12 protein-coding genes and 1 pseudogene are annotated in these 15066 nt (G+C 35.0%); 3 read left to right on the top strand and 10 right to left on the bottom strand.

The features are described from left to right. Positions 1-8: 8 nt before the first annotated feature. Both casA and A9G24_RS12940 read right to left on the bottom strand, forming a co-directional pair. The gene (gene casA, locus A9G24_RS10905) at positions 9-1556 is read right to left on the bottom strand and encodes a type I-E CRISPR-associated protein Cse1/CasA (protein WP_065639035.1); all 1548 of its coding nucleotides are present in this window, start codon (positions 1554-1556) and stop codon (positions 9-11) included. Positions 1557-1627: 71 nt separating this feature from the next. After that, complete coding sequence (locus A9G24_RS12940; protein WP_176701204.1) at positions 1628-1804, bottom strand: hypothetical protein; 177 nt, start codon at positions 1802-1804, stop codon at positions 1628-1630. 614 nt (positions 1805-2418) lie between these two features. Here A9G24_RS12940 and A9G24_RS10900 point away from each other — a divergent pair. Further along, positions 2419-2814, top strand: coding sequence for a hypothetical protein (locus tag A9G24_RS10900; RefSeq protein ID WP_065639034.1), 396 nt, complete (start codon positions 2419-2421; stop codon positions 2812-2814). A 14-nt stretch (positions 2815-2828) separates the two neighbouring features. Then, entirely contained in the window at positions 2829-3185 is a 357-nt protein-coding gene (gene frdD / locus A9G24_RS10895; protein WP_065639033.1) for a fumarate reductase subunit FrdD, read from the top strand. A 69-nt stretch (positions 3186-3254) separates the two neighbouring features. Here the strand turns inward: frdD and A9G24_RS10890 are convergent, their stop codons facing one another. From A9G24_RS10890 to A9G24_RS10870, 5 genes and pseudogenes are all read right to left on the bottom strand, one after another. Beyond that, positions 3255-4118, bottom strand: coding sequence for a hypothetical protein (locus tag A9G24_RS10890; protein WP_065639032.1), 864 nt, complete (start codon positions 4116-4118; stop codon positions 3255-3257). Positions 4119-4355: 237 nt separating this feature from the next. Then, positions 4356-5936, bottom strand: a pseudogene (yejF, locus tag A9G24_RS10885) (microcin C ABC transporter ATP-binding protein YejF); the annotation flags it as partial. Next, positions 5933-6964 carry an ABC transporter permease gene (locus A9G24_RS10880; protein ID WP_065639030.1) on the bottom strand — a complete coding sequence of 344 codons (1032 nt, stop codon included), beginning with the start codon at positions 6962-6964 and terminating at the stop codon, positions 5933-5935. The gene A9G24_RS10880 and the pseudogene yejF, both read right to left, overlap by 4 nt. Continuing rightward, complete coding sequence (locus A9G24_RS10875; protein ID WP_065639029.1) at positions 6964-8052, bottom strand: microcin C ABC transporter permease YejB; 1089 nt, start codon at positions 8050-8052, stop codon at positions 6964-6966. The genes A9G24_RS10880 and A9G24_RS10875 overlap by 1 nt, the downstream gene beginning before the upstream one ends. A gap of 1 nt (position 8053) precedes the next feature. Further along, the gene (locus A9G24_RS10870) at positions 8054-10045 is read right to left on the bottom strand and encodes an extracellular solute-binding protein (RefSeq protein ID WP_218056294.1); all 1992 of its coding nucleotides are present in this window, start codon (positions 10043-10045) and stop codon (positions 8054-8056) included. A gap of 326 nt (positions 10046-10371) precedes the next feature. Between A9G24_RS10870 and A9G24_RS10865 the strand changes: the two genes are divergently transcribed. Continuing rightward, positions 10372-13077 carry a CRISPR-associated helicase/endonuclease Cas3 gene (locus A9G24_RS10865; RefSeq protein WP_065639028.1) on the top strand — a complete coding sequence of 902 codons (2706 nt, stop codon included), beginning with the start codon at positions 10372-10374 and terminating at the stop codon, positions 13075-13077. 321 nt (positions 13078-13398) lie between these two features. Here A9G24_RS10865 and A9G24_RS10860 read toward each other — a convergent pair whose 3' ends face one another. The 3 genes from A9G24_RS10860 to A9G24_RS10850 all read right to left on the bottom strand — a co-directional run. Next, a complete protein-coding gene (locus A9G24_RS10860) occupies positions 13399-13632 on the bottom strand; it encodes a hypothetical protein (protein ID WP_065639027.1) in 234 nt (77 codons plus the stop codon). A gap of 32 nt (positions 13633-13664) precedes the next feature. Next, the gene (locus tag A9G24_RS10855; protein WP_065639026.1) at positions 13665-14180 is read right to left on the bottom strand and encodes a ClbS/DfsB family four-helix bundle protein; all 516 of its coding nucleotides are present in this window, start codon (positions 14178-14180) and stop codon (positions 13665-13667) included. Between the two features lie 72 nt (positions 14181-14252). Beyond that, a partial coding sequence (locus tag A9G24_RS10850) for an IS3 family transposase (RefSeq protein WP_065639025.1) occupies positions 14253-15066 on the bottom strand: 814 nt, incomplete at its 5' end.

Below are 15066 nucleotides of genomic sequence, written 5' to 3'. Positions count from 1 at the left end.
AAACAAGGCTATTTGGTATTTTTTATCTTTTTGATATATTTAAGTTTATTAAAATCAATAAGTAACTTTTCTCTAGCACTGATTTTTTTGGATGCAACCCACTTTTTATCACGGTTAGCAGATGCAATAAACTTTTCATCAGGGTTAGCAAACGCTGCTTTATCATAGATTTGAGTGATATAATTTCGTAAAGTATTTGCCCAATTTGATAACAAATGGAATCGACCATCTGGATTATCTTTTTGATCAATAATTTGTTTTACAAATTGATAAAATGCCGGTTCTGTTTCTTTCCAATACGCAATATCTAATACACTTGATTGTTTATTGATTGTTGCCATAGCTTTACGTAGTATTGACAAAGTCTCTTTACTTAATTCTAATGCCAGTGCAATAAGCTCTTCTATATCACTGTCAGGATCGGCTAAAGCAGGATATACAGGGAAAGTATGTTCATACCAGCAACGTGCTTTCATATTGTCAAAATCATAACCAAAGCACCATAAGCGGTATTTTTTGTCGCCTTTTAGCCTACGTACTTCATTGATGATGGTCACTTTTGCGGCTTCAACATTATCATGCTTTGTTACCATACCAAGCCAATCGCGATAAACTAAACCGCCAGGTTGACCTTTAATGGCTAACGGTTCGCCCGTTTTGTTATCGATTCGGTATGGCGTTAAAGGATGTCGCCAATGTTGATATTGAATACCGTAATTTTTTGTTTGATATTGGGTAATTAATTGTGACGAGGTTTCGCCACACAGATCACATTTCCCTTGCTGGGTCTGTTCAAAATCAAGTTCAATTCGTCGTGGCATTCCCCAAAAAGCTTGGCAATAATTAGCTTGCTCAGGAAGTAAACTGAGATTCTTCGGTGGTTCACTGGTTTTGGTAGTATTGAGCCATGGAAAAACAGATTCATCATATTGGCGTGGTTTATCATCATCTAGTGGTATTACGTTTAACCACAATTTTTTCCATAATGGTGTTGGTTGATTCAGTTCAGGCATAATCAAAGTTGTTATCGGTCCACCACCACGTAAACTCACTCGATGTCCTTGACCGCCTGAGGGTGCATTAGTTTGTAAAGTAAATAGTGCCATTGCTGCACAATGTGGGCAAATTGCCTTGACAAAATCACGTTTGATAAAGTGGTCGGTGTTTTTCTTTAATGCGTTTTCACCTGGTGCTTCAACTAATAAACCCGATATTGGTAAAGCATTGCCATCTAATTTCGTGAAATCTTGCATAAAGGCAGGTTTATTTGCGCCAAATTGCATAGCCGATTTAACTTGGTCAAATGCTTCATCTAAATCAGATTGCGAAATGCCATCATCCCAATAGTCAATCCACTCATCATTATCTTCTGGAGAAAAAGTGGTTTGCAATAAGCCAATAAGAAACTGGTAAGCAGCACCTTGAAAATCAGATCTAAAATAGGCTAAATCGGAAATAGTTTCATCAGCGATTTGGCTAGGTTTAATCTTACTAACATGACCATCAAAATGGATAACTGGAATCCATTTTTCGTCTAAAAGCGAGAAAGAAGACAAACTATACTCCTTATTTAGAATTTTAATGTAAGCGGAAAGTTAGTTGTTCCGCTTATCGGCTTTAATTTAAATTATTTAAGTGTTCGGGAGGCTTGTTTATTGATCTCAATACTTAAACAATAAGATCGAGTTTCTTGCCCATCTATTTTTTGTTTGATTTCAACAGCCCAAACTTTCTTACAAAATTGGCTACTTTTTTGCATTGCTCTTTTTATTTGTAAATGAATAAAATACTTTATAAATTTCAAAGTTAATCTCCTATTAATTAATAATTGAGAATTTTAGCAATGTATGTATAATCGAGGGCTCTCATTCCTATGGCTATTACATACAATGCTAAAAGCTAGATTGTTCTAGCCATTCTCAATTTAGCATAACAAAACGGATAAGACAACAAAAAAACAAAAGTCCGTTAGTAATAATGTCAAACTTTAATATTTCACTGAAATAAACATTTCTTTTATGATAAAATAAAACATTATTTATGCTAGTTCCTTATCTTAATAGGGATAAACCATCCGTAAGTAATAATTATATCAAGTTCCCCACATCTAGTGGGGTTTTTCTTCTAAGTGTACTAGTTAAACAAAACTTTTTATTTTTGGCTACTATTTATTGTCAAAAATGAGATCCTCATTTAATCTTTTTTTCAAAATATAAAAATAATTTCACGAAATAGACTCTATTTAAAACTTGATAGTTAAAGTTCTTCGAGGCACATTATGCGAAGCATTATATTAACAAAAGCCTATATCATAACCAGCCATAAATGAGCGACATAGTACTGGTTAACCATTATAATAACGAAATAAATATTAACCCTAGCAAATCATTACAAATATAATGCAACCTAGAGAGATTTATGAATCAACAAAATAACAATAATCGTCTTGCTGCTGTTCAAACTGATGCAAAGCCCCCTTTTATAATTGCTATAATGAATAAGTTAGTCCCTTTTTCAATGATTTGGATAAGCTTAGTGTTAATGTATGGTGTTGTTTGTATGTACACAAATGCCATTGGACAAGATGAGTTTTACCGTTTTATCTTCTTTTTGCGTAGTCCTTTTGTTGTGGTGCTTAATTGTATTGCGTTATTGGTTAGCGTTTTCCATTCAATAAGTTGGTTCAATTCAGTGCCTAAAACGATATTTTCATACCATACTGATAAAAAAACAAAATCTTATTTATTCATTGTAGGGTTATGGCTGGTAACCATTTTTGTTTCAGTTTGTTTATTATTATTTATATTAAAATAAGTGGTCTTTAATCAATGAAAAATCAACAAATGCAAGCTAAAAGGTCTCATGGAAAAATCGCAAAGGGGTTATTTGCTTTAGGTGGCACATGGGCAGCTGTTTTTTTACCCATTGTACTGGCGATTATCACATTTATCATTCCTTTTGGTGACGCAGCAACACGTTCTCATATTCTAAAAATAGCCAATACTGAAATGGGTAAATTGTTTTTATTTTTGATGATTTCATTACCTATCTGGTGTGGATTACAACAAATTTTAACGCTTTTGCACGAGCATAAAATCTATCCAAAACGCGAAAAATTACTGACTTTTGGCTTAGCGTTAGCATGGACAATACATGCTATTTATATATTGTTTATTCGGGTATAGCTGGCATTTTTGGTTATAGGAATATAAAAAGCGTCATAAACAAAATAACGCTTTTTATATTTTCAAAAACTAATAATATGTGAGTTCGCGGATAATATTCGTTTGTTTATTCTCTTGATTATTTTTAACTTTACTTGCCGTAAGCCAATCATTTTTTTCATTAAACGTTAAAAATTTAGTTAAATAATGTGAAACTTCTTTTCCTGATGATAAGTAAGAAGATTCAATGGTAGTTAATCGATGATGATCGTTATCATATTGATACGAAAAGTCACTTTCGTTTGTCATATTGTTACTAAATTGGTACGACACTTTAGTAAGCCGTTGCTCTTGGTATCCAAACGTATAGATTGAAGCCCCTTTTTGCTCTGCTCCGGTATATTTGCCATTTTCATCAATTTCTTTAAGCTGCCATTGTACATTTTTATTGATAAGACAGTGATTACTATCGTATACGTAATTATCGGTTTCGAAAAAAACAAAATCGATAGCTTTTTTAGTCTGCTGTGATACGACAATTTTACCTTGTTCATCAGTATTAAATTGGATGATGCTATTGGTTTTATCTTCTACATCCTCAATAATATTTTCCCAACCAGATTTATTTTTTTGTAAGTGTTCAGAATAAATTCGAAAGTTTTTATCTGAATAAAGATCATAATGACTTTGTATGATAAGCCCATCGGGATCATATTCTAGCGTGTGCTTAGCTAACGAACTATTCGCATCAGTACCCAATTTGGTGGTTGAAGTCCGAATCTCTTGCTTTATACCTTTTACAGGTGAATCAATATAATCGAGGATTTGAAAAATATAGTTATTTGCCTCAACGATATTTTGGTTTGGATCATCACTACAGGTTACCGCCATCGCATTTATTGAAATGAGCGATAAACAGGGTGTTAATAAAAAAGGAAGTATTCGTTTTTGCATAATGAAACCTGTTAACTAGATTGATATATGATTTATTAACAATGGTCTATAGTATAGACCATTGTTATCTATTGCTTTACACATTTATTTTTTGCGCATTAACAGGGCTTCTTCCCAATTGACCTTTTTGTCTTGCTGTTGCGCTTGCTGAGTATCATCTTTATGAGCAAATTTTTCTGTTTTTTCAACTTTAGCTGCGTGTATCAATGTTTTATTTATTTTACGAGGTGGTTTATCTAAAAATGAGAGTAATGTTTTGGTATACTCAGTTTCGGGGGAATAGAAGATCTTTTCCCGTGAGCCTTGCTCAATAATGTTCCCCTCTTTCATAACAACCACTTGATGACACAGAGAATAAACCAAAGCTAAATCATGGCTGATAAACAAATAACTAAGCTGATACTTTTCTTGTAATGACTTAAGTAAATCAATAATTTGTTTTTGAATAGTATGATCTAATGACGAAGTTGGTTCATCTAAAATCAATAATTCAGGCTTCAAAATTAAGGCACGGGCAATGGCTATTCGCTGACGTTGCCCCCCTGAAAACTCGGTTGGATAGCGATAACGCATATCAGGATCAAGACCAACTTCTTGCATAATATCAACTACCGCTTGCTCACGCTCTGATTGGCTCAGTTTTTTGTGAGTGATTAAGCCTTCACTAATAATCTGTTCAACATTAAAACGCGGATTAAGAGATGAAAATGGATCTTGAAACACCACTTGGATACGGCTTCGAAATGGTAACAGCTTTGTGCTGTTTAGATTTTGTATCGGATGGCTGTCAAATACAATGTTACCTTGCGATTTAATCAAACGTAAAATAGCTAAAGCAATGGTACTTTTGCCCGCCCCTGACTCACCAACAATTCCAACTGTTTCGCCTTGATGCACGGTAAAGCCAGTATTATTGACGATTTTCTTCTTTTGACTGCAAAATAAACGTTTTTTGGCAATAACTTCAACATTAAGGTGGTTAACATTAAGCAGTATTCCAGGTGTATCAGGCAGTGGCACCGGCTCACCATTTGGCTGAGAATTTAATAGTGTTTGCGTATATTCATGTTCTGGACGTAAAAAGATACGCTGCTTATTATTGTATTCAACAATTTTGCCTTGTTGCATCACCGCTACTTTATCAGCAATTTTTTTAACAATGCTAAGATTATGCGAAATAAATAGCATGCTCATATTCAGTTCTTTTTTTAACTCTTTTAATAACTGAATAATTTGTGCCTGTACTGACACATCTAAAGCAGTGGTGGGTTCGTCTGCTATCAATAATTTTGGATGGGTTAAAATTGCCATAGCAATCATAACTCGCTGCCTTTCGCCGCCTGATAGCTGATGAGGATAAGCCGATAATTTACTTTTTGGATCTTTAATCCCCACACGATCAAGATATTGCAAAATCTCACAACGTGCATTGTGTCGATGCATGCCTCGATGTAATGCTAGTACTTCATAAAGCTGTTTTTCAACCGTATGTAGAGGATTCAATGACACCATTGGTTCTTGGAAAATCATACTAATTTGATTGCCACGTACCTGACGAAGTTCTTTATCTGGCGCTAATAATAAAGAGTTTTCTTCAAATAAAATATCGCCAGTTGGATAAACTACTTGCTCTTTATGTAGCAAACACAGAATAGACAAAGCGGTAACACTTTTACCTGAACCTGACTCACCAACGAGTGCCAATGTTTCTTGCTCATCAATATCAAAGCTGATATTACTCACGACTTGTGATATCGTTTGTGCACTACATTTAAAAGCGATACTTAAATCCTGAACGGATAATAAAGGAGAACTCATCGATACGCTCCTTTGTTTGGATCGAATGCATCCCTTACTGCTTCACCAATAAAAATAAGTAATGAAAGCAAAGTTGCAATAATTAAAAACGCACTAAGACCAAGCCAAGGGGCTTGCAAATTGTTTTTACCTTGTAGCAACAGGCGACCTAAAGACGGTGAATCAATCGGCAAACCAAAGCCCAAAAAATCTAGCGACGTTAAGGTGGTAATTGATCCACATAGAATAAAAGGTAAAAAGGTTAATGTTGCCACCATTGCATTAGGTAAGATGTGGCGAAACATAATTTTACCGTCACTCACCCCCATTGCTCTGGCCGCACGGATATAATCAAAATTGCGAGTACGCAAAAATTCGGTACGTACAATTCCAGCTAACCCCATCCAACCAAATAAAACAGTAATGCCCAGCAACCACCAAAAATCAAGTGGCAAAATGCTGGCTAATAAAATAATTACAAATAAACCCGGCAAACCACACCAGATTTCAATAAATCGCTGTCCTAACAGGTCTACTATTCCGCCATAATAACCTTGGATTGCCCCGATGATGATACCAATAAATGAAGTAAACAATGTCAAAAAAATAGCAAAAAACATTGAAATACGAAAACCATATAAGATATTGGCCAGTACATCAAAACCCGCATCAGTTGTACCTAACCAATGCGATGCTGAAGGAGGCGTTGGGAAAGTATTTTGCGTATCATAGATTAGTGTACTATAACTATAGCGAAACGGTGGCCATAAAATCCAGCCATTCGCTTCTATTTGATTTTGCACGGCAGGATCAAGATAATTGGTTTGTGTTTCTAATTGCAAACCAAACTCCGTTTCTGGATAAAAATGAAAAATTGGTGAATAGTAATTATCCTGATATTTAATAAAAATGGGTCTATCGTTAACAATAAAATCAGCAAATAAACTAATCACAAAAAAGATCGAAAATAACCAAAGTGAATAATAGCCACGGCGATTATGTTTAAATCGTTGCCAGCGTTGTTGATTAAAAGAATAATGAGTGGTCATCAGTTTCGAGCCTCAAAGTCAATGCGTGGGTCTATCATCATGTAAGATAAATCAGACAGTAGTTTTGTGATGAGTCCAACTAACGTAAAAATATAAAGCGACCCAAAAATTACAGGGTAATCACGTTGAATAATTGCTTCATAGCCCAATAAACCAAGCCCATTAAGCGAAAAGATAATTTCAATTAGTAACGAACCGGTAAATAAAATACCGACAAAAGCAGCGGGAAAACCCGATACAATCAGTAACGTGGCATTACGAAAAACGTGTTTATACACAATCTTTCTTTCACTTAATCCTTTTGCTCGTGCGGTTATGACATACTGTTTGCGAATTTCATCTAAAAATGAGTTCTTGGTCAACATAGTGAGTGAAGCAAAACCACCAATAACCATTGCAATAGTAGGCAAACAAATGTGCCATGCATAGTCTTTCACTTTTCCCCAAAAATCGAGTTGTTCAAAATGATTCGAAATGAGTCCACGGAGTGGAAAAATATCCCAATAACTACCACCGGCAAACACTACAATTAACAACACCGCTAATAAAAAAGGCGGTATGGCATAACCAATAATAATTAGGGTACTTGACCAAAAATCAAATGCCGAACCATCTTTTACTGCTTTGCGAATACCTAACGGGATTGAAATCAGATAAATAATTAACGTACTCCATAATCCCAATGAAATTGAAACAGGTAAACTTTTGGCAATCAAGCCTAATACCGATTCACTTTTAAAAAAACTGTTACCAAAATCAAATAATATGTATTTCTTTAGCGTTTCGATATAGCGTTCAAATATTGGTTTATCAAAACCGTATTGTTTTTCAATCATCGCGATAACTTGTGGATCAAGCCCTCGCGCTCCACGATAGTGCGACTCATTTTTATACTGTTGTACTGATGTAGATGTACCGCCACTCCCCGGCAATAGCCCTTGTCCTGCTTGCGGTCCGTTTTCAATCATAGCAAGCGCCTGATCGACCGGTCCACCGGGCGCAACTTGCACAATAAAAAAGTTGATTGTTAAAATTACAAATAATGTTGGAATAATCAGTAACAATCGACGAATAAAGTAATTTAGCATATTAATGTTCTCGATTTTTAGGCAGGCTAGCTGCTTTGTTTGCATCATACCACCAGCTATCAACCCCGATTGCATAAGTCGGTTGTATAGCTGGTTGCCCAAATTTGTTCCAGTATGCATAATACGTTTTACTATTATACCACATAGGAATCATTGGATATTCATGCGTTAAAATACGATCAAGTGCTCGCCCAAGTGGCACTAATTCATCTTGATTATCTACATTCTTGGTAATTTCAGCAATCATGCCATCAATAGCCTTGTTATGTAATCCTGAAGCATTCCATGATGAGTTAAGATACTCACTTCCCCACAGTACCAGCAAACTCGAACTTGGATAATTTACAGCATAATAATCACGTGCAACCATATCATAATCACGCTCACGAACACGACGTAAGTGTTGTGCTGAATCTAACAAGGTAATTTTCATGATAATCCCCAAACGTGCCAGATTTTTTTGAAAGGGAATAGCATATTTAATATCGCTACCAAGATAACTGATCAGTTCAATTTCAAATGGTTGCTGTGTTTTAGTGTTAATGAGTTTGCCTTCTTTGAGCACCCATCCGGCTTGTTTTAATAATTCTGTCGCTTTTAATAAATTATCACGATTAAAACCCTGACCATCACTTTTTGGTACATAATAGGCATTGCCAAAAGCACGCTCAGGAATAATCTCTTTGTAAGCATTAAGCCACTTTAGCTCTTGCTCACTAGGCATACCAGTTGCTGCATATATCGTATTTTCAAAAAAGCTATAAGGTCTTTTGTAACTGTCATAATAAAAGGCATGATTTAACCATTCAAAATCAAATGCCAAGGTAATGGCTTCACGCACTTTGACATCTTTAAACAGATCATTTTGTAAATTAAAGGCTAACCACTTAGTATCAGTTGCCGTTTGAACGGGTCTTTCTTGTTTAATAATGTGGTTAGAATCAAAATATTTTCCTTGATATTGAGTAAACCAGTTTTTAGGTTGATCTTCTGCGCGCAAATCATATTCACCTGCTTTAAAAGCTTCTAGCGATACGTTATCATCCATATAGTAATCAATACGTTTTTCGTCAAAATTATCTAAGCCTTTATTAATGGGCAAATCACGCGCCCAATAATTCGCATTACGTCGATAAACTACATATTGTCCTAATTTATATTCACTAATATAGTAAGGACCACTACCAACCGGTGGCGAGCTTAATGGTTCAGAAAGATCATGCTCTTGCCAAAAATGTTTAGGAATAACCCGCATACTACCAACAAATGAAAGGAGTTTTTCACGATCAGAATCAGGTATATCAACACGCACACGGTAATCATCTATTGCCTTAACCGTAATCCCTTTATTATAAACACGATATTGAGGCACCCCTTCGGTCATAAATTTATCAAAGGTAAACTCAACATCTTTAGCTGTAATTGGCTTATCATCTTGAAAACGCGCATTAGGGTTAATTGAAACTTCTGCCCAGCGGTAACTATCGGAATAAGTTATTGATGTCGCTATAAGTGGGTAAAAACTGGTAATATCGTCAGCAGTATTAGTAAAAAGGGTGTCATATAGCGATGCCGAGTTTCGCTCAGGAGCACCACGGCTAGCAAAACGATTCAAATTATCAAAAGAACCAACTTCAGCCAGTTTGATTATGCCACCTTTCGGAGCATTGGGATTAGCGTAATCAAGATGCTGAAAATGATCCGGATACTTGGGTTGACCTGAAAGTGAAAAGATAGTTTTGTGATAAATTTTCTCACGTTTTTCACTAGGAGTAACGATATCAATTTGTTTATCATCAGTCAATTGAGCTGGAATATTGGTATCAGCTTCAATCTCACTTTGAGGTAAAATTTGTTGTTCTTCATCGGCAAAAGCAGGCGCACAACAAATGACTATGCCACTTAGGCAACTCAAGATGAATAATGTTTTTATGGGTTGTTTTATTCGACTAATCATCCTAATTCCGTTCCAGCTTTCATTTAACAATAGCATGTTTATATTTCTTTTTATTTATTATTAACAAATCCAAATCATTTAAGACAATCATAATCGCCCAGTTAGGCCGTCTATTTTGCCAAACTTCAACTAAATGAGCAAAACCTAATTAATAAAGTTTATATAAAATGATAATATTAGCTAAAAACATACCTTTATTTTTACATTAAACAAATTATATTGAATCAATTGTACCTAATAAGTATCTTTATATGTTTCAGTATAAATAAAAATAATTAATATTCTTTTGTTTGAATAAAATATGCGTTGTGTAAAGCATATTTTTTCAAAAGTAATAAAAAGGATAAAAGGGATAAAATTTAATGATCAAATCGTTTTATCAATATTGGGGAAAATGTCGTCAAGGCTCTGATAATAATAACTACCATTTACTCCCATATCATAATTTAGACGTAGCCGCTTGTGGATACCAAATAGTTAAACACAACTATTTCAATTCAGCTGAGCTATTTATGCAATTAGGTTTTGCTCCACAAGATAACGAAAAGGCAGCTCATTGGTTTGCCTATTTTTTGGCTTGGCATGATATTGGTAAATTTGCCAATGGGTTTCAACAGTTATTTAAGCACAATAACCCGCAACTTGTTGCTGCCGATCCGGCTAAAAGATATATGTCCAGACATGATTCGCTTGGATTTTGGTTATGGAATACTTTTCTTAAGGATAAAACTGAAATTCAGTTATCTAACTATAATAGCAACATTAACTGTTTTTTGGATATATGGTTAACCATCATAACTGGACATCATGGCAAGCCACCAGTATTTGGGGTAAATGGCAATTTATCATTTAATCGACAAGATAAGCAAGCCGCATTAGATTATATTAAAGCCATTAATGCGTTTTTTATTAGCGAGTATAAATTAGCAGATTATCCGTCTTTCTTTTTTGATAAATCATTGCGAAAAAAATTTAATCAAATAAGTTGGTTAATCGCTGGTGTAACCATTATTAGCGATTGGCTAGGATCTCACGAATCGTTTTTTCCATTTTGTTCCCAAGTGATGTCACTTTCTGAATATTGGCATAGTCATGCCTTTATTCAAGCAGAAAAAGCAATATCCACCCTACCTAAAACATCGCCCATTGCCCCTTTTATTAATATCAAAAATTTATTTCCATTTATTGAAAAGCCCACACCACTCCAACAGCAAGCATTATCATGCCAATTGTCTGATTCTGGTCCGGAATTATTTATTATGGAAGATGTGACAGGAGCAGGAAAAACCGAAGCCTCTATGGTTTTAGCACATAGACTAATGACAGCTAAAAAAGCCCAAGGTATTTATATTGGCTTACCAACCCAAGCAACCGCAAATGCCATTTATCAACGTACAGCGGGAATTTATGGACAACTCTATCAGGCCGATAGTCATCCTTCGTTAGTATTAGCACATGGTACTAGCTATATGAATCCTAAATTTAATCAATCAATTATCAATAGTGAAGATAATAGCGAACAACAATATCCTAAAGGCGAACAAACCATTAGTGCAGAGTGTCAGGAGTGGTTTGTTGATACTCGGAAAAAAGCGTTATTGGCTGAGGTTGGTGTCGGTACTTTGGATCAAGCATTAATGGCGGTTATGCCATTTAAACATCAATCATTACGATTATTAGGTCTAAGCCATAAATTACTTATATTAGATGAAGTTCATGCTTATGACAGCTATATGGTTAAATTATTAGAATCGCTATTACATTATCATGCCTTACAAGGTGGTAGTGCTATTATTCTTACTGCTACTTTACCCTATTTTTTACGCGAAAAATTACTTAATGCATTTTATAAAGGTTTAACCATTAGCCAAGCAAATCTCACTTTAAATCAGCGATTACCTTTTCCACTTATGACACAACTGAATCATAATGGTTTAATAGAACAAGCAATAGATACTCGGGATGAAGTCAAACGTCAAGTAAACATTGAATGGATAGATGATATTGATGCAGGTATAAACAAAATCCGCCACACGATAGCACAAGGTAAAATTATCTGCTGGATCAAAAACAGTATTGACGATGCAATTAGTTTGTATCAACAATTGCAATTAAAGTTAGAGATAGATAGCAATAATATATTACTTTTTCATAGTCGTTTTGCTTTTTGTGATCGCCTTGAAATTGAACAAAAAACACTAAAATGGGCAGGTAAAACATCTAACCGTAATACTCGCCACGCAAAGGTGATTATTGCAACTCAAGTTATTGAACAATCGTTAGATCTTGATTTTGACGAGATGATTAGTGATATTGCCCCAATTGATTTATTGATACAACGTGCCGGCCGTTTAAGACGCCATGTACGAGATCAACAAGGTAATGTTAAACCTTTTGATGAAAAAACTCAGCCTTATGATGATCGTGGACAACCCATTTTAACTGTACTTGCGCCACATTGGCAGGACGATCCCCAAAAAGATTGGCTTGATAATCCAACCTTTCGCAATACCAGTTATGTCTACCCTAACCATGCTTATTTATGGTTTACCCAAAAAATATTACTGACTCAACGCGTTATCAAAATGCCTGAAGATGCCCGATTGTTAATTGAGTCAGTTTATGCACAAGACATTGAACCACCAACAGGATTACAAGAAGCCTTTTATTTTGCACAAGGAAAGTCGCTTAGCCAAGCTTCGATCGCAAATCAAAGTTTATTAAAGCTTAATGATGGATATAATCGAATCTCTTGCAACGGATGGGAAAAGAGTATTGAACTATCTACCCGACTATCAGAAGATAACGTCGATCTGTATTTAGCTTATAAGCTCGAAGATAAAATAATACCTTATTGCACCAATAGTGAATATGCGTGGGAACAAAGCCGTGTTCCACTAAGCATTTCAAAATGGGAAAAAATAAAAAAGACTATCCCACAACTTGATCAGCAAAGCTTAGAAAAGATTAGACTGCAAATACACCGGCCTCAAGCTATTATTAGCTTAATCGAACATGATAAAAACTCAGTTTTTTACTCAAAAGAGATAGGATTTTATGCAATTTAATAATTCATCTATTCACTGGCAAAAATGAGTAAAAATTAAACCGAAAATTTGCTGGAATTTTACTTTTTATTTTAATTATAAAACAATTATTTATAATTATTCTGTTCCCTATATGCATGGAGATAAACCAAGTTAGAAAACGGCATTTCCGTCGAAATGCCGCTGTTCCCTGCACACTAGAAATAATAGACTTTTGTAAAAAAGTTTCAGGTAACTATACGTTTCAGTATAAATATCTTAAAAATAGATAAGAAACCCAAAAATTGATTATCATTGTTCAATTGAAAAGTTGGATGCACTCGCTGCTCATAAAAAGGGATATTACGTATTGTTGACTAAACTCAAAATATTACTTATTGCCGTTTTTGCTTGATGGCTGTTTTTCCAACAAGTTGAACCTGTTAATAATGCACCTTTGTTAAGGATTTCATCTAAACTAGCATTACGCAATTTATCGAAAGAATCAAAGCTCATCTCTTCAAGTCTTTCAATAATTTTGGCACCCACAAATTTAAGCTCCATCAATTGCTGTCGTTCTGTTTCTGTAAAGGCCATATTATTCTCCTTACATTATATTGAATATAATTTTAAACTGATACATTTAGCTTTTTCCACTTTCTTATTTTTGCTCTAAACGATTTAAAAGGCGCCACAGAATTGATATGGATAAATCGAGCAACAGTCCAAGATTCAGGATAAGGTTTAGTCCAATTACGGCTATCTTTTATAAACAAAGTGTCTTCGTTCAAAGATTGAATCCAATCATTCCAAATGGTGATTTGCTGATTAAATGCTTGAATTAATGCCTGTAATGATAGGTATTGATATGTTTTATAAAATTGCCGATACAAATTACCCAATTGATTCCATTTGTATCCAGGGGCCGGTAATTCAGGTGTTTGACCAGCAAGCTCATCATCATCCCAAGATTTCACCAAATTAAGCCAACCTAGTTGATAAGCAATCATTTGTGCTGGAGTACGATCAACACCCTCCACTAAGGTGTCTTTTTGTGATTCAGACAAAACTGTAAACTCATCAATAAACAACTTGGCTGTCTTGTTTATTTCATCTAATAACTGCTGTTTATTTGCATAAGCCATTTTACCTCCTTCTTAATTTTATTAACGTATTATCCTTTATCAAAAAATAACAAAGTGATCCTCGCCAAAATATTAGACAGTGCCCACCTCTATCATTTTTTCGTTTTGGTAATATTGTTGTTCATATTGTTCAGGTGATACCCAGCCATTAGCTGAATGACGGCGTATCCGATTATAATAGATTTCAATATATTCAAATAGTGCTTTATTAGCCAGTTTCCTCGTTTTGTAGTAACAGTCATGAATAATGTGTGTTTTGAGTGTATGAAAAAAACTTTCAACAACCGCATTATCAAAGCAATTTCCTCTTCGACTCATGCTTTGCCTGAGTCCATATTGTAACAATAACTGCTTGAAATCAGCACTGCAATATTGGCTTCCTTGGTCACTATGAATGAGTACATTTTTAGGAAAGTAACGCCGAAATAAGGCTTGTTTTAATGTATTACACACTAAATGACGGTCTATGTAGCGACTCGTTTGCCTAGCAATTACTTTTCGTCCATATAAATCGATAATCACCGACAAATATAACCACCCTTCACCCGTTTTAATATAAGTAATATCGGTTACCCATGTCGTATTTGGCTTATCAGGGTTAAATTGCCTATTTAACGTGTTGGGCGCAATATTGCGATGAGCCGTGTCTGTTTTATACTTGAATTTACGTGCTGCTTTACTCCGTAATCCCAATTGTTGCAAAACACGGCTAATTGTCCTTTCTGAAACTTGATAGCCCGCTTCCCTAACATCATGAAGCAGGCTTGGCGCACCCAAACGGGCCTTATGTTGCCAATACTGCTTTTTAATATACTCGCTGAGTTTGGCTGATTTGTTTGCTCTTTTTAACCAAGCATAATAACCCGATGAACTGACACCAAGTAAT

Origin of the sequence: Gilliamella sp. App6-5 (assembly GCF_001690525.1) — a bacterium.
GTDB lineage: Bacteria > Pseudomonadota > Gammaproteobacteria > Enterobacterales > Orbaceae > Gilliamella > Gilliamella apicola_H.
This window is presented reverse-complemented; position numbering and strand designations above follow the sequence as displayed.

What these genes read in the sequence shown, in the direction of transcription:
- A9G24_RS10900 (WP_065639034.1), top strand. Translation starts at nt 2,419, where the DNA reads ATGAATCAACAAAATAACAATAATCGTCTTGCTGCTGTTCAAACTGAT.
- frdD (WP_065639033.1), top strand. Translation starts at nt 2,829, where the DNA reads ATGAAAAATCAACAAATGCAAGCTAAAAGGTCTCATGGAAAAATCGCA.
- A9G24_RS10890 (WP_065639032.1), bottom strand. Translation starts at nt 4,118, where the DNA reads ATGCAAAAACGAATACTTCCTTTTTTATTAACACCCTGTTTATCGCTC.
- A9G24_RS10880 (WP_065639030.1), bottom strand. Translation starts at nt 6,964, where the DNA reads ATGACCACTCATTATTCTTTTAATCAACAACGCTGGCAACGATTTAAA.
- A9G24_RS10875 (WP_065639029.1), bottom strand. Translation starts at nt 8,052, where the DNA reads ATGCTAAATTACTTTATTCGTCGATTGTTACTGATTATTCCAACATTA.
- A9G24_RS10870 (WP_218056294.1), bottom strand. Translation starts at nt 10,045, where the DNA reads ATGCTATTGTTAAATGAAAGCTGGAACGGAATTAGGATGATTAGTCGA.
- A9G24_RS10865 (WP_065639028.1), top strand. Translation starts at nt 10,372, where the DNA reads ATGATCAAATCGTTTTATCAATATTGGGGAAAATGTCGTCAAGGCTCT.
- A9G24_RS10860 (WP_065639027.1), bottom strand. Translation starts at nt 13,632, where the DNA reads ATGGCCTTTACAGAAACAGAACGACAGCAATTGATGGAGCTTAAATTT.
- A9G24_RS10855 (WP_065639026.1), bottom strand. Translation starts at nt 14,180, where the DNA reads ATGGCTTATGCAAATAAACAGCAGTTATTAGATGAAATAAACAAGACA.